General features: G+C 70.2%; 13 protein-coding genes. 10 read left to right on the plus strand and 3 right to left on the minus strand.

From position 1 onward, the window contains the following. Positions 1 to 90: 90 nt before the first annotated feature. A complete protein-coding gene (locus ACIA8D_RS41030; protein WP_399240539.1) occupies positions 91 to 1038 on the minus strand; it encodes a multicopper oxidase domain-containing protein in 948 nt (315 codons plus the stop codon). A 257-nt stretch (positions 1039 to 1295) separates the two neighbouring features. Here ACIA8D_RS41030 and ACIA8D_RS41035 point away from each other — a divergent pair, with 257 nt between their 5' ends. Further along, the gene (locus ACIA8D_RS41035; RefSeq protein ID WP_399240516.1) at positions 1296 to 3809 is read left to right on the plus strand and encodes a ThuA domain-containing protein; all 2514 of its coding nucleotides are present in this window, start codon (positions 1296 to 1298) and stop codon (positions 3807 to 3809) included. 4 nt (positions 3810 to 3813) lie between these two features. Continuing rightward, positions 3814 to 6045 (plus strand): OmpL47-type beta-barrel domain-containing protein, encoded by a 2232-nt coding sequence (locus ACIA8D_RS41040; protein ID WP_399240518.1) that lies wholly within the window; start codon positions 3814 to 3816, stop codon positions 6043 to 6045. 13 nt (positions 6046 to 6058) lie between these two features. Here ACIA8D_RS41040 and ligD read toward each other — a convergent pair whose 3' ends face one another. Next, entirely contained in the window at positions 6059 to 7108 is a 1050-nt protein-coding gene (gene ligD, locus ACIA8D_RS41045) for a non-homologous end-joining DNA ligase (protein ID WP_399240520.1), read from the minus strand. Positions 7109 to 7181: 73 nt separating this feature from the next. Between ligD and ACIA8D_RS41050 the strand changes: the two genes are divergently transcribed. Next, positions 7182 to 8246, plus strand: a complete 1065-nt coding sequence (locus ACIA8D_RS41050; protein ID WP_399240522.1) for an ATP-dependent DNA ligase — start codon at positions 7182 to 7184, stop codon at positions 8244 to 8246. Positions 8247 to 8296: 50 nt separating this feature from the next. Beyond that, positions 8297 to 9193 carry a DUF3048 domain-containing protein gene (locus tag ACIA8D_RS41055; RefSeq protein WP_399240524.1) on the plus strand — a complete coding sequence of 299 codons (897 nt, stop codon included), beginning with the start codon at positions 8297 to 8299 and terminating at the stop codon, positions 9191 to 9193. Between the two features lie 49 nt (positions 9194 to 9242). Here ACIA8D_RS41055 and ACIA8D_RS41060 read toward each other — a convergent pair whose 3' ends face one another. Then, positions 9243 to 9713, minus strand: coding sequence for a MarR family winged helix-turn-helix transcriptional regulator (locus tag ACIA8D_RS41060; RefSeq protein ID WP_399240526.1), 471 nt, complete (start codon positions 9711 to 9713; stop codon positions 9243 to 9245). A gap of 225 nt (positions 9714 to 9938) precedes the next feature. On the opposite strand from ACIA8D_RS41060, the gene ACIA8D_RS41065 reads away from it, so the two are divergent. From ACIA8D_RS41065 to pcaB, 6 genes are read left to right on the plus strand one after another with little or no spacing between them, the layout of a single operon-like run. Next, positions 9939 to 10694, plus strand: a complete 756-nt coding sequence (locus ACIA8D_RS41065; protein ID WP_399240528.1) for a CoA transferase subunit A — start codon at positions 9939 to 9941, stop codon at positions 10692 to 10694. A gap of 2 nt (positions 10695 to 10696) precedes the next feature. Continuing rightward, a complete protein-coding gene (locus ACIA8D_RS41070) occupies positions 10697 to 11341 on the plus strand; it encodes a CoA transferase subunit B (protein ID WP_399240530.1) in 645 nt (214 codons plus the stop codon). Beyond that, positions 11338 to 12552 carry a thiolase family protein gene (locus ACIA8D_RS41075; RefSeq protein WP_399240532.1) on the plus strand — a complete coding sequence of 405 codons (1215 nt, stop codon included), beginning with the start codon at positions 11338 to 11340 and terminating at the stop codon, positions 12550 to 12552. The genes ACIA8D_RS41070 and ACIA8D_RS41075 overlap by 4 nt, the downstream gene beginning before the upstream one ends. Before the next feature lie 34 nt (positions 12553 to 12586). Beyond that, positions 12587 to 13360 carry a protocatechuate 3,4-dioxygenase subunit beta gene (gene pcaH / locus ACIA8D_RS41080; RefSeq protein WP_399240534.1) on the plus strand — a complete coding sequence of 258 codons (774 nt, stop codon included), beginning with the start codon at positions 12587 to 12589 and terminating at the stop codon, positions 13358 to 13360. A gap of 6 nt (positions 13361 to 13366) precedes the next feature. Further along, positions 13367 to 13969, plus strand: coding sequence for a protocatechuate 3,4-dioxygenase subunit alpha (gene pcaG, locus ACIA8D_RS41085; protein ID WP_399240536.1), 603 nt, complete (start codon positions 13367 to 13369; stop codon positions 13967 to 13969). Continuing rightward, positions 13966 to 15291: a 3-carboxy-cis,cis-muconate cycloisomerase gene (gene pcaB, locus ACIA8D_RS41090; RefSeq protein ID WP_399240537.1), complete on the plus strand. Its 1326-nt coding sequence runs from the start codon at positions 13966 to 13968 to the stop codon at positions 15289 to 15291. The genes pcaG and pcaB overlap by 4 nt, the downstream gene beginning before the upstream one ends. Positions 15292 to 15501: the final 210 nt, after the last annotated feature.

The following is a 15501-nucleotide window of genomic DNA, read 5'->3' on the forward strand; positions in this document are numbered from 1 at the left end:
GACGACGCTCCGCGTCGCCTCCCTCCTCCGCCTTGCGATCGCACGCACCAGGCCCCGCTCCCTGATCCGGCCTGATCCAAACGACAAGCCCTAACCGTGATGCGGCGCCTCGTACGGCGGGATCGTTCCGTCCGCCTTCTTCACCAGGAACAGGCCGGCCATCCCCATGTCCGAGTGACTCTGGACGTGGCAGTGGTACATCCACGCTCCGGCCCCGACCCCCTCCCCCGCGACGATCTGGAACCCGAACGAGTCCGCCGGGCCGCAGATCTTGTTGTCGAGGACCTGGGTGGGGTCGTCGGGCCCCGTGAGCATGCCCGTGCGGTTGTCCGCCCAGCGGTGACCGTGCATGTGGAACGTGTGGTAGTACTCGCCGTGTGTGATCATGACGATCTCGACCCGATCGCCCACCGTGGCCTCGAAGTTGGGCGCCTCGTGGGCCGCCTTGTTGTTGATCGTCATGTCGTTGAAGACGATCGTGAACGTCTTGCCGGGGTCGGGCAGGATGTCGCCCTTTCGACGCACGATCACCGGGCCGTACAGGCCTTTCCTGATCCCGCCCGTGCCGTGGTCCGTGCCGACGACGTGGTCGTGGTAGTGCCAGTACCCCGCGGTCCCGGCCCGCCAGGTGCCGTCCTTGCGGCGGCCGGGGGCGTGCGCGCGCCAGGTGTAGGTACGGGTGCCGCCGGGCTCGACGTGGCTGCGATTCATCCGCGTACCGTCGCTGGAGATCTCGTAGTCCATGCCGTGCACGTGCAGGCTCGCGTCGACGTCCGTGAGGTTGTGGAACTCGATGTGCAGCGTGTCGCCCTCGTTGAGTTCGATCAGCGGGCCGGGGACGGACGCCTTGCCCTTCTCGAAGCCGTAGCCGAGTTGGCCGTCCGCGAGCTTCTCCGCGTACATGGTGAGTCGTTTGGTGTCGCCGCCCGCGGGCGCGGTGCGCGGTGGGGTGTCCGCCGCGGCCGCCGGCCCCGCCGACGCCCCGATGGACAACGATGTCACACCGGCCGTCGCGGCCACGGCGCCGCCGATCATCATGCGTCGGCTCAGCGCGCGCCCTTCCTGTTCACTCGCCCGCGTCGAATCGTCGCGAGGTCTGTCGTGTTCGGTCACGGCCAACTCCCCACCCTCGTAAGGACTTTCACGTCGCGCAGGGCACCGTAACCACATGATCTTCGTTTATCCACACTCAGGACAAAGTTTGCGTCATACCGGCCATACCTCTTGGCGGGCCACGAAAAGAGGTCTAGCTTCCACCGCGCTGTTGCTGTGTCCGACGAGGGGTGGGTGAACACATGCGTCGATTGACGCATCAAATGCCGTTACCCGTACGAGAGTTCAGAGCAAGCCGAAGCAGACGTGCACGCGTCTGGGCGGTCGGGGTCGCCGCGGGAACCGTGGCCGCCGGGCTGCTCAGCGGCCCGGTCGCGAGCGCGCGCCCGGCTCCGGAACCGTCCCCGACAACGATGTCCGTCAAGTCGCCACCCGGCGGCGCGAATGTGCGGGTCCTGGTGTTCTACGGGTCCGCGGCCGGCGGCGACGAGTCGCCCACGGTCAACGCGGGCATCGAGGCGATCGAGAAGATCGGCCGGTCCGGGCCCGAGGCCCAGCGGTTCACGATCACGGCGACGGACGACGCCTCCGTGTTCACGAACGCCACCAAGCTGGGCAGGTTCAATTCGGTCGCCTTCCTGACCGGCGGGGGCGACGTCCTCGACCCCGACCAGGAGGCCGGCCTTGAGGCGTACATGGAGGCGGGCGGCGGTTTCCTCGGCGTCCATGACGCGGCCCGCGCCGAACCGTACTCCGACTGGTTCACCGGTCTGATCGGGGCCCGGCCCGCCACGTCGTCACCAACAGCCGCGCAGCGCGCGACAGTCGAGGTCGGCGACCGGCAGAACCCGGCGACGAAGGATCTGCCGGTGCAGTGGAAGCGGGCCGACAAGTGGCTGAACTGGACGGCGAACCCGTCCGGCGACGTGCACACGGTCGCGCGGGTCAACGAGTCCACGTACAAGCCGGGCGAGGGCGCCAACGGCGCCGACCACCCGGTGAGTTGGTGCCGTGACTACGACGGCGGCCGGTCCTTCTACACCGGCATGGGCGGCACCGTCTCCTCGTACGACGAGGTGGACTTCCGCGACCATCTGCGCGGAGCGCTGCTGTGGACGACGCGCATCGTGCGCGCCGACTGCAAGGCCGCGATCAACGCGAACTACACGGCGGAGCGGCTGACCCAGGCCAATCAGCCCGGCCAGAACGACCAGATCGGCGAGCCGCACGGGCTCGTCACGGCTCCCGACGGGCGCGTGCTCTACATCGGCCGCGGCGGCGCGGACTCGTCCCAGCCGGTCGTCACCGACTGGAACGACCCGAACGTCGGCAAGGGCAAGGGCCAGATCCACGTCTACGACCCGAAGACCAAGAAGGTGACTCTCGCAGGGGAGTTGTCCATCTTCGGCAACAAGGGCGGCGGGGACGAACTGGTCAAGGTCGAGGAGGGGCTGCTCGGCATCGAGCTGGACCCGAAGTTCGAGCAGAACGGGTACGTCTACCTGCACTACACGCCGCACTCGGGGCTCGACCGCGACAAGCAGATGGCCGAGCGGCAGGTCTCCCGCTTCACGCTCGACCTGGCCACGAACAAACTGGACCTGAGCAGCGAGAAGGTGCTGCTCAAGTGGCCCGTGCAGGTGCACAGTTGCTGCCACGCCGGTGGCGGGATGGCCTGGGATTCCAAGGGCAACCTGTACATCGCGACCGGTGACAACAACTCCTCGCAGTTCAGCGACGGGTACTCGGGCAACAACCCGCAGCCGAACTACAAGGGCGTCTCCTTCGCCGACGCGCGCCGCACCGCCGGCAACACGAACAATCTGAACGGCAAGATCCTGCGCATCCACCCGGAGGCCGACGGGACGTACACCCTGCCGGAGGGCAACCTCTTCACCGGCAAGGAGACGGCCGAGGGCGGCGGAAAGACGCGCGGCGAGATCTATGTCATGGGTGTCAGGAACCCGGCACGCATCTCCGTCGACAAGAAGACCGACACCCTGTACGCGGGATGGGTCGGCCCGGATGCGGGTGAGCCGTCGACGACCTGGGGCCCGGCCAAGTACGACCAGTTCGCCGTCATCACCAAGGCGAGCAACCGCGGTTGGCCGTACTGCATGGGCAACAAGCAGCCCTACCGCGACCGCAACCTGCCGGACCCGACGAAGCCGCTGGGCTGGTACGACTGCGACCATCCGAAGAACGAGTCGCCGAACAACAACGGCCTCGTCAACCTGCCGCCGGTGACCGGGAACAACATCTGGTACTCGCCGCAGGGCGGGGCGCCGGACTTCCCGCGCGATGCCAACGGCGTGCCCTCGTACAAGAAGGAGGAGGCCAAGTATCTGCTGCCGTGGCTCAAGGGCGGCGGCCAGGCCGCGATGGACGGGCCCGTCTATCGCTACGACGCGTCGATTCCGAACGCCGACAAGTGGCCGAGCTACTGGGACGGCAAGTGGTTCGTCGGTGACTTCTACGACGACGGCCAGCCGCGCAACGCTGTCCTCACCGACCCGAAGACGCACGGCGACGGATCGATCCCGGTCCACTCGGAGTCACTGAAGAAGATCATCCCCATCGGCAACGACGGCATCAAGAACCTCATGGACTGGAAGTTCGGTCCCGACGGTGCGCTGTACGTCCTCGACTACGGGCGCGGCTTCTTCACCTCCGACTCCAAGTCGGCGCTGTGGAAGGTCACTTATACCGGTGGCGAGGCGACCCCGGCGGCCGGTCAGCTGGCCAGGAAGGGCTGATCACATGCGATCCACGCGACTGATGCGCCCCGTGCGCTCCGTGCGCAGACACAGATTCCTGACCGTTCTGCTCGCCGCGATGCTGATGTGTCTCGGCCTCGGCACGCTGCCCGCCGCGACCGCGGCGCCCGCGCCCGAGGCAGCGGCCGACCAGGTGCTGACCTGGACGGCCGGCGACGACATCACGAAGTACACGTCGGCGCCGACGACCGCGGTCGCGGGCAAGGCGACGATCGTCTTCGAGAACAGCGCGGCGACCGGCAACACCACGGGGATGCCGCACACGTTGACGTTCGACGTGTCGGACCCCGAGTACAACAACGATGTTCCGCTGAACATCCTGGCCAACCCGAACGACGACCAGGGCGGCAAGCACACGGCCGAGGTCACCCTCTCCCCCGGCAAGTACCGCTACCACTGCACGATCCCCGGGCACACCAGCATGACGGGGATCCTGGTGGTGACGGACGGTGGCGGCGGTGACGACACGACCGCGCCGGAGACCTCGGCGAAGGCCGAGGGGCAGACCAACGCCGACGGCGCGTTCGTCGGGTCCGCGTCCGTCTCGGTCACCGCGACCGACGCGGGTTCGGGCGTCGACAAGGTCGAGTACGCGCTCGACGGCGGCGCGTACACGCCGTACACGGCGCCGGTGGTCGTCGACCAGGTCGGCGCGCACACCGTGAAGTACAAGGCGACCGACAAGGCGGGCAACGCCGCCGCCGAGAAGTCGCTCGACTTCACGGTGGTCGCACCGCCGACGGACGACAAGACGCCGCCGGAGACCTCGGCGACGGTGACCGGCGACAAGGACGACGCCGGTGCGTACGTCGGCATGGCCACGGTGACGGTCTCCGCTTCGGACACCGGCTCCGGGGTCAACACCATCGAGTACGCGGTCGGCGCCGACGGCGCCTGGCAGCCGTACACCGCCCCGGTGATGGTCCACGACCCGGGCGCCTACACGGTGCGCTACCGGGCCGCGGACAAGGCGGGCAACGCCGCCGCCGAGAAGTCCGTCGACTTCACGGTCGTGGCGCCGCCCGTCCAGGACACGACGCCTCCGACGGTGTCGCTGGCGGTCGGCGGGGACAAGAACTCCGACGGCGCGTACATCAACAACGCGAAGCTGACGGTGACGGCGACCGACGACATGTCCGGCGTCGACAAGGTCGAGTACTCCCTCGACGGCGGGCCCTATCTCGCTTACACCGCCCCCGTGGTGGTGGACCGGGTCGGTGCCCACTCGGTGGCGTACCGGGCGAGCGACAAGGCGGGCAACGCCGCAGCGGCGCAGACGTTCGTGTTCGCGGTGGCCTCGGGCGGCGGCGTTCCGGCGCCCAACTGCCCGGAGCTGGACGAGCGTACGACCGTTTTCGTCGGCACGACGGACACCGGCATCCCGAACCGGGTCACCAACAACCGGTGCCGCATCGGCGAGTTGATCGAGGACGAGAAGGAGTGGACGTCGCACGCGCTGTTCGTGAAGCACGTGAAGACGGTCACCGACAGGCTTCTCAAGGAAGGCGTCGTCGACCAGCGCGAGTACAACAAGATCAACAAGGCGGCGCGGCAGTCCCCGATCGGTACGCCGGGCCAGACGGACGGCTACAAGAAGATCATGGACGGCTCGCAGGAGCAGTTCGCGAAGTGGGAGCAGGTCGGCGGCGGCAAGTTCGCGCTGAACGCCGACGGTTCGATCACCAGCAGCACGTCCGTGGACGGCATGGGCATGCTGTGGTTCCCGCAGCGCAAGTACGGCAACTACTCGCTGAAGTTGCAGTGGCGCGACGACGCGCCGGGTACGGGCAACGCCAACGGCGGTGTGTTCGTGCGGTTCCCATGGGTGCACGACAACCCCGAGGAGCCGAACCCGGAGTGGGTCGCCATCAAGTACGGGCATGAGATCCAGGTGCTCGACAAGCCCGATGGGGACATGTACAAGACCGGTTCGGTCTACGGCTTCGACCGGGTCGGGCTCGCGGGCGCGGGCGTCACCCAGAAGGGCACGTGGAACGACTATGAGATCAAGGTGGTGGACCAGCACTTCTCGGTCTACCGCAACGGTGTGCTGATCAACGAGTTCGACAACACCGGTGGCCAGGTCTTCGAACCCCCGCGGGGCGACGACCCGGGCACGGACGGCCGGCGCTACTCCGAGGGGTACGTCGGGCTCCAGGTGCACAGCACCACGGACGTCATCTCGTATCGGGACATCCGCGTGAAGGAGCTTTGAGTCTCCCTGTGCGTCAGTGAGGTGAGCCGGGTCCGTCCTCGTGACGGGCCCGGCTCGGCTGCACCCGCTTGGGCTCCCCCGGCATCTTCGGGTACTCCGGCGGGTACGGCAGGTCGCCCAGGCCGCGGTCCTTCTCGTCGCGGTCGGCCAGCTCCAGAAGGGCGTCGAGGGAGAACCGCTCCTTGTCCATGTCGGCGTGCACGTCGCCGAGTTCCGCGTACCGCTTCGGCATCGTGACGATGTCGAAGTCGCGGGGCAGCGCGTCACCGAGCTCGTCCCAGGTGAGCGGGGCGGAGACGGGGGCGTGCGGGCGGGCGCGCACCGAGTACGCGGAGGCGATGGTGCGGTCACGGGCCGTCTGGTTGAAGTCGACGAAGATGCGCTCGCCCCGCTCCTCCTTCCACCACGCCGTCGTCACGAACTCCGGCATCCGGCGCTCCAGTTCGCGCCCGCACGCGATGGCGGCGCGGCGCACCTCCGTGAACGTCCAGCGCGGCTCGATGGGCACGAAGACGTGCAGCCCGCGCCCGCCGGAGGTCTTGGGCCAGCCGACCAGACCGCCGAAGTCATGTAGCACAGCGCGCAGTTCGCGTGCGGCGTGCACCGCGTCGGCGTAGTCCGTGCCGGGCTGCGGGTCGAGGTCGATGCGCAGTTCGTCGGGGTGGTCCGGGTCGTCGCGGCGCACCGGCCAGGGGTGGAAGGTGAGGGTGCCGTACTGGGCGGCCCAGATCACCGCGGCGACCTCCGTCGGGCACATCTCGTCGGCCGTCCGACCCGAGGGGAAGGTGATCGTGGCGGTGGGGATCCAGTCGGGCAGGTTCTTCGGCGCACGCTTCTGGTAGAAGGACTCGCCGGTCACACCCTCCGGGTAGCGCTCCAGGGTGGTGGGCCGGTCGCGCAGGGCGCGCAGGATGCCGTCGCCGACCGCGAGGAAGTAGTTCGCGAGGTCGAGCTTGGTGTACGTCACCGTCCCGCCGTCGGGGAAGAACACCTTGTCGGGGCTGGACAGACGCACCGTCCGACCGCCCGCTTCCAGTTCCACTGCCGCACCCTTGCCGCCCATGCGCTCACGCTAGGCCGAAGGGACGAAAACCGCATACCGGGCGATACGCCGCCGTAGAGGCCAGAATCGGATCATGGATCTCCCCGTGATGCCGCCGGTGAAGCCGATGCTCGCCAAGTCCGCCGCCAAGATCCCCGCCGGGATGCACTACGAGGCGAAGTGGGACGGCTTCCGGGCGATCGTGTTCAGGGACGGTCCGGAGATCGAGCTGACGAGCCGCACCACCAAGTCTCTGACCAGGTACTTTCCCGAGCTGGTCGCGGCGCTCGCCGAGCGGCTCCCGGAGCGCTGCGTGCTCGACGGGGAGATCGTGATCGCGCGCGACGGGCGGCTCGACTTCGACGCGCTCACCGAGCGGATCCACCCGGCGGCCTCCCGCGTGAAGACCCTCGCCGAGCGCACGCCCGCCTCCTTCGTGGCCTTCGACGTCCTCGCGCTCGGCTCCGAGTCCACGGTCGAGCTGCCGCTGTCCGACCGCAGACCGCTCCTGGAACAGGCCCTCGCGGACGCCTCGGCACCGCTGCACCTCGCCCCGGCGACCACCGCCGCGGAGCTCGCCCAGGTCTGGTTCGAGCAGTACGAGGGCGCGGGCCTGGACGGCGTCGTCGCCAAACCGCTCACGCTGCGCTACCGGCCGGACGAACGCGTCATGCTCAAGATCAAGCACGAGCGGACGGCGGACTGCGTGGTCGCCGGCTACCGCTTCCACAAGAGCGGCCCCGTCGTCGGCTCCCTGCTGCTCGGCCTGTACGACGACGAGGGCGCGCTTCAGCACGTCGGGGTCTGCGCGGCCTTCACGATGAAGCGCCGCACGGAGCTGGTGGCCGAGCTGGAACCGCTGCGCATGGAGCTGCCCGCCGAGGGCCACCCGTGGGCGGCCTGGACCGACGAGGCGGCTCACGAGAGCCGGCGGATGCCGGGCGCGACCAGCCGCTGGACCGGCAAGAAGGACCTCTCCTGGATCCCGCTGCGCCCCGAGCTGGTCGCCGAGGTGGCCTACGAGCACATGGAGAACGGCGCCCGCTTCCGGCACACGGCCCGTTTCCGCCGCTGGCGCCCGGACCGCACACCGGACAGCTGTACGTACGCGCAGCTGGAGGAACCGGTGTCGTTCGACCTGGCGGATGTGCTGCGCTGAGCGCAGGGTGAACGGCGCGCGCCCGTGGGTATTCAAGGTGCGTGGACGATATGCGCAGACGCACGGTCGTGGTCGGGGCTCTCGGGGTGTTCGCCTCGGCGTGCACGGCGAGTCGGCTGCCCGGGGGCGGAAGTTCGGCGTCGGCGCGCGCGCCGCTGCTCGCCGTGAAGATCGACAACGTGGGGGCGGCGCGGCCCCAGACGGGGCTCGACGAGGCCGACCTCGTGTACGTGGAGCAGGTCGAGGCCGGGTTGAGCCGGCTGATGGCGGTGTTCGGCTCGCGGCTGCCGGAGGTGGTCGGACCGGTGCGCAGCGCCCGCGAGACCGACCTGGAGCTCCTGCGGCAGTTCGACCGTCCGACACTCGCGTACTCCGGGGCGCAGAGCGCGCTGCGGCCCGCCATCGACGCGGCGCCGCTGCGGGCGGTGCCGCCGGGCGAGGGCGGCGCCGCGTACTTCCGCGGCTCGGACAAGCCGGCGCCGCACAACCTGTATCTGCGACCCGCGAAGCTGGGTGACCCTGCGGCGGGGGTGCGGGCTGGGGAGGCGGCCGGGTTCGAGTTCGCCGAACGCGCCCCCAAGGGCGGACGGGCCGAGACGGAGCACACGGTACGGTTTCCCGCGGCGCGGTTCACGTTCAACTGGTCTGCGGAGCAAGGCCGTTGGCTGGTGACCATGGACGGCCGCGCCGCGACGACCGCCTCCGGCGAACGGCTCGGCGCGCCGACGGTCGTCGTCCAGTACGTCGCCGTGGAACCCTCGCGTTTCCACGACCGCTCGGGCAGCACGACGCCGCTGTCGCGGACGGTCGGGGACGGCGAGGCGGTGGTCCTACGGGGTGGCCGCGCCCACGACGCGACATGGCGCCGCCCGACCCCCTCGGCCGGCACGACCTTCAGCGTCCCGCTGGCACCGGGCCCCGTGTGGGTAGTCCTGGCCGAACGCTGACGCCCACCCGCACGGGGCGGAGCCCCGAGGCCGCAACGCCGGGTGGGTGTCACGTGCCCGCCGCGACCTCCTCCACCCCGCCCGGATCCCGGAGGCCCTCCGCCGCATCGCACACCCGTTGGATCAGGTCGAAGAACACCCCCCGCTCGTCCGCATCGAGCGGCGCCAAGAAGATCTGGTTCATGCGCGCCGTCCGCACCGCCAGCTTCCTGTGCGTACGCAGCCCCGCGGGCGTGAGGCGGAGCAACCACCGGCGCCCGTCCTGCGGATCACGGACCTTGTCGACCAGCTCGCGCCGCGTGAGCCGGGTGACCACTTCGGCGATCGTGGACCGGTCCAGACCGACCCGCTCCCCCACAGTGCGCTGGTCGAGCCCCGGCTCGGCCACCAGCGCGTTGAGGACCGCGAACTGCGGCGACGTGATCTCCTCGGAGACCATCGTGTTCCAGAGCAGATAGTGCGCCTGCTGGAGCCGCCGGGCGAGGTGCCCGGGATGGGTGGTCAGATCCACCGCGGCCATGGCGGTCCTCCGTCTGCAGTCGTTGCGCCGCTGAACACGGCCGTGCACTGAGCAAGGATCCGGCAAGCCATGTCCGCTTGTCGAGTCCACCCGCGCATTTCCCTGGGAACTATTGACGGTTCACACACCCAGTGGCAACGTGAGCGACACCCAGAAAATACTCAGTGCGCTGAGCACTTCATGAACACGTGCAAGAGCACTCCGCGGAGATGAGGGCTGGCAGGGATGGACAAGGTTGTCGCCACGGCCGCACAGGCCGTCGCCGATGTGGGGGACGGTTCGTCCCTCGCGGTAGGCGGTTTCGGCCTCAGCGGCGTACCCAACACGTTGATCAAGGCGCTGTACGAGCAGGGCACGGGGAACCTGTCGGTGGTGTCGAACAACTGCGGCGCCATGGACTCCGGCCTCGCCGTCCTGCTGACCGCGGGGCGGATCGCCCGCGTCACGGGCTCGTACATCGGCGCGAACAAGGAGTTCGCCCGGCAGTACCTGGCCGGTGAGATCGAGGTCGAGATGATCCCGCAGGGCACGCTCGCCGAGCGGCTGCGCTCGGGCGGTGCCGGCATCCCCGCCTTCTACACCCCGGCCGGCGTCGGCACCCAGGTCGCCGACGGCGGCCTGCCCTGGCGCTACGACGGCGAAGGTGGGGTCGCCAAGGCCTCGCCGCCCAAGGAGGTCCGCGAGTTCGACGGCGTCGAGTACGTCCTGGAGCGCGGCATCCGCACCGACTTCGCGCTCGTCCGGGCCGCCAAGGGCGACCGGCACGGCAACCTCGTCTTCAACAAGTCCACGCGGAACTTCAACCCCCTTGCGGCGCAGGCCGGACGGGTCACCATCGCCGAGGTGGAGGAGTTGGTGGAGCCCGCCGAGATCGAGCCGGACGCCGTACACCTGCCGGGGATCTTCGTGCAGCGCGTCATCGCACTCACCCCGGAGCAGGCCGCCGACAAGGGAATCGAGAAGCGGACGGTGAGTGAGTAACCATGTCCTGGACCCGTGAGGAAATGGCCGCCCGCGCCGCCCGCGAGCTGCGCGACGGCCAGTACGTGAACCTCGGCATCGGCCTGCCGACGCTGATCCCCAACTACCTCGGCGGCGACGTGGAGGTGATCCTGGAGTCGGAGAACGGCATCCTGGGCACCGGCCCGTACCCCACCGACGACGCCGTCGACCCCGACCTGATCAACGCGGGCAAGGAGACGGTCACCGTCCTGCCCGGCGCCTCGTTCTTCGACTCCGCGCTCTCCTTCGGGATGATCCGCGGCGGCCACATCGACGTCGCCGTGCTCGGCGCCATGCAGGTGTCGGCAAGCGGCGACCTCGCCAACTGGGCCGTGCCCGGCAAGATGATCACCGGCATCGGTGGCGCCATGGACCTCGTGCACGGCGCCCGCACCGTCCTGGTCACCATGACGCACACCGCGAAGGACGGCTCCCCGAAGATCGTCGAGGAGTGCTCCCTTCCGCTGACCGGCAAGGGCTGCGTCGACCGCATCATCACCGACCTCGCCGTGCTCGACGTGACCGAGGACGGCCTGGAACTCGTCGAGCTGGCGCCCGGTGTCACCGCCGAGGAGATCGTCGAGAAGACCGCCGCGAAGGTACGCATCCCGGAGGCAGCCAAGTGAGCCGCACCGTCAAGGACGTCTACATCGTCGACGCCGTCCGCAGCCCCATCGGCCGCTACAACGGCGCCCTCGCGGCCGTTCGCCCGGACGACCTCGCCGCGCACGCGATCCGTGAGCTGGTCGCCCGTACACCCCAGTTGGACCCGTCCCGGATCGAGGACGTGTACTTCGGCAACGCGAACGGCGCGGGCGAGGAGAACCGCAACGTCGCCCGCATGGCGGGCCTGCTCGCCGGGCTGCCGACCTCCGTGCCGGGTGTCACCGTCAACCGGCTGTGCGCCTCCGGTCTGGAGGCCGTGGTCCAGGCGGCCCGCGCCATCGCCGTCGGCGACGCGTCCATCGCCGTGGCCGGCGGCGTCGAGTCGATGACCCGCGCGCCCTATGTGCTGCCGAAGAACGACAAGCCGTTCCCGGCCACCAACACCACGATGTACTCCACCACGCTGGGCTGGCGCATGGTCAACCCGAAGATGGAGCCGCAGTGGACGGTGTCGCTCGGTGAGTCCGCCGAACTCATCGCCGACAAGCACGGCATCACACGCGAGCAGCAGGACGAGTTCGCGCTGGCCAGCCACCAGAAGGCCGCCGCCGCACAGAAGAACGGCCTCTTCGACGCCGAACTCGCGCCGGTCACCGTCCCGCAGCGCAAGGGCGATCCGGCGGTCGTCGACGCCGACGAGTCCGTGCGCGCGACCACCACCCTCGAAGCGATGGCGAAGCTCAAGCCGTCGTTCCGCAAGGACGGCGGCACGGTCACGGCGGGCAACGCCTCGCCGCTGAACGACGGCGCCGCCGCACTGCTCCTCGTCGACGAGGAGGGTCTGAAGGCCACCGGGCGCGAGCCGCTCGCCCGGATCTCCGCCACCGGTGTCTCCGCGATCGACCCGCACTACTTCGGGCTCGCCCCGGTCGAGGCGACGAACCGGGCGCTCGCCAAGGCGGGCAAGGGATTCGCCGATCTGTCGACCCTGGAGCTGAACGAGGCGTTCGCCGCGCAGGTCCTCGGCTGCGTCGCCGAGTGGCCCGAGTTCGACCCGGCGGTCCTCAACCGGCAGGGCGGCGCCATCGCGCTCGGCCACCCGCTCGGCGCGTCCGGCGCCCGGCTCGCCGGCACCGCCGCCCACCAGCTCGCCCGCAAGGGCTCCGGCGTCGGCGTCGCCACGCTCTGCATCGGCGTGGGCCAGGGCCTCGCCCTCGTCCTCGAACGTTAGAGACCTCAGGAAGGTCAGGAAGGTCCCCTCCCCCATGGCTCTCACCCAGCACGACATCGACGCGGAGATCGCCGCCAGGCGCGAGGCCTACTACAAGGGTCTCGCCGAGGGCGCGCCCGTCGAGAACCACCCGCGGCGCGACTACGCCCCGTACCGCTCCTCCACCTTCCGGCACCCCAAGCAGCCGCCGATCAACATCGACGTCGCCAAGGACCCGGAGCTGATCGAGCTCACCGCCCCCGCCTTCGGCGAGCGCGACATCACGAGGATCGACAACGATCTGACGATCCAGCACCCGGGCAAGCCGATCGGCGAGCGCATCACCGTCGAGGGCCGCCTCGTCGACCGCGACGGGCGCCCGCTGCGCGGCCAGCTGATCGAGCTGTGGCAGGCCAACTCGGCCGGCCGCTACGCGCACAAGATCGAGGTGCACGACGCGCCGCTCGACCCGAACTTCACGGGCGTCGGCAGGACGCTGAGCGACGACGACGGCTGGTACAAGTTCACGACCATCCAGCCGGGCCCGTACCCATGGGCCCAGCACACCAACGCCTGGCGCCCCGCGCACATCCACTTCTCCGTCTTCGGCTCCGCGTTCACCCAGCGCCTGGTGACGCAGATGTACTTCCCGAACGACCCGCTGTTCCCGTACGACCCGATCCTCCAGTCGGTGACCGACGACGCGGCACGTCAGCGGCTGATCGCCACGTACGTGCACGAGAAGTCGGTTCCGGAGTTCTCGATGGGCTACCAGTGGGACATCGTCCTCGACGGCCCGAACGCCACCTGGATGGAAGAGGGGCGCTGACCCGCCATGACGAAGATCGACATCACCGACCCCGAGTCCGTGCTCCCGACGCCCTCGCACACGGTCGGCCCCTGGTACGGCTACGCGCTGCCCTTCGAGGGCGGCGGTGACATCGCGCCCGTGGGCCACCCGGACACGGTCGCCGTGCACGGCTACGTGTACGACGGCAACGGCGATCCCGTCCCCGACGCGTTCGTCGAGGTCTGGGGCGCCGACCCCGACGGCAATGCCTCCACCGTCGACGGCTCGATGCGCCGCCAGCCGTTCACCGGCGGGTACCTGGGCCGCAACGGCGTGGAGTTCACCGGCTGGGGCCGCATCGAGACGGACGCGAACGGACACTGGGCCGTACGCACCCTGCGCCCCGGCGCGCGCGGCGGCTCCGCCCCGTACCTCGCCGTGGTGATCTTCTCCCGCGGCCTGCTGCACCACCTCTACACGCGGATCTACTTCGCCGGTGACGAGGCCCTGGCGTCCGACCCGGTGCTGAACCAGGTCGACCCCGCGCGGCGCGACACGCTGATCGCGCAGCCGCAGGCCGCCGGCACGTACCGTTTCGACATCCGCCTTCAGGGCGAGGGCGAGACGGTCTTCCTGGAGTTCACGTGACGTTGTTCGACCCCGGCAGCGAGGGCGCGCCCACCGAGCGCACCACGTCCGAAGAGGCCTTCCTCCAGGCCCTGTTGGACGCGGAGGCGGGCCTCACGCGGGCGCAGTCCGCGCTCGGTCTCGCGCCCGCGGCTGCCGCCGATGCGGTGACGGCGGCGGCCGTCGCGGAGCGGTTCGACGTGCGGGATCTCGCGCGGCGGGCACGCGGTGGCGGCAATCCGGTGATCCCGCTGGTCGCGGACCTCACTTCCGCGGTGCCCGCCGAACATTCCCCCTACGTGCACCGGGGCGCGACGAGCCAGGACATCCTGGACTCGGCGCTGATGCTGGTCGCGGCGCGCACGCTGGACGTACTCCTCGGCGAACTCTCCCGCACGGAGGGCGTGTTGGCGGGTCTCGCGCGGGAGCACCGGGACACGGTCATGCCGGGGCGTACGCTCACGCAGCACGCCGTGCCGACGACGTTCGGCCTCAAGGCGGCCGGGTGGCGCGCGCTGGTGCTCGACGCGCGGGACCGGCTGCGGGGCGTGCGTGCGGCGCTGCCGGTGCAACTGGGCGGCGCGGCAGGCACGTTGGCGGCGTTCGGGGCGTACGGGGCGTACGGGGCGGACGATCCGGTCGCCCTGATGGCCGCGTACGCGCGCGAACTCGGGCTTTCCGAACCCGAGTTGCCGTGGCACGTGCTGCGTACGCCGGTGGCGGACCTGGCGGGGGCGCTGGCCTTCACGGCGGGCGCGCTCGGCAAGGTCGCGGCGGATGTGCTGATCCTCTCCCGTACCGAGATCGGCGAGCTGGCCGAGGGAGCGGGGGGCGGTTCCTCCGCGATGCCGCACAAGGCCAATCCGGTCCGCTCCACGCTCGTCGCCGCCGCGGCCCGGCGCGCTCCCGCGCTCGCCGCGACGCTGTACGGTTCGCTGCCCGCGGAGGACGAACGGCCCGCGGGGGCGTGGCACGCCGAATGGGGCACGCTGCGGGAGCTGTTGCGAGTCGTGGGCGGTGCGGCGCGGGACGCGTCGGAGCTGGTCTCCGGGCTTGTGGTCCGTGCGGACGTGATGCGGGCGCACCTGTCGACGACCGGCGGGGCGATCGTTTCGGAGCGGCTCTCGGCGGAGTTGGCCGGGGTGCTCGGGCGTGGTCCGGCGAAGGAGCTTCTGGCGGGTGCGGCGCGGCGGTCCCGGGAGGAGGGGCTTCCCTTGGCCGAGGTCCTGGCGGCCGAGCCGTCCCTCAAGGACGCCGACGTGAACGTGTCCGAACTGACGGACCCGTCGCGGTACACCGGGGCGGCGGGGGCGCTGGTGGACCGGGCGCTCTCGCGCCCATGACATTCCCCAGGGGCCGGCCGGACCCACCGCACTCGCCCGGACGCCCCGCCCACCCGGAGTTGCGCTCGCGCAGGTCCCCGCGCCCCTGAAAAACACACGGGGAACCGCACCCCCGGATCCCTAGGGCTTGTCGTTTGGATCAGGCCGGATCAGGGAGCGGGGCCTGGTGCGTGCGATCGCAAGGCGGAGGAGGGAGGCGACGCGGAGCGT

The sequence above is a fragment of the Streptomyces sp. NPDC051684 genome (assembly GCF_044453445.1).
GTDB lineage: Bacteria > Actinomycetota > Actinomycetes > Streptomycetales > Streptomycetaceae > Streptomyces.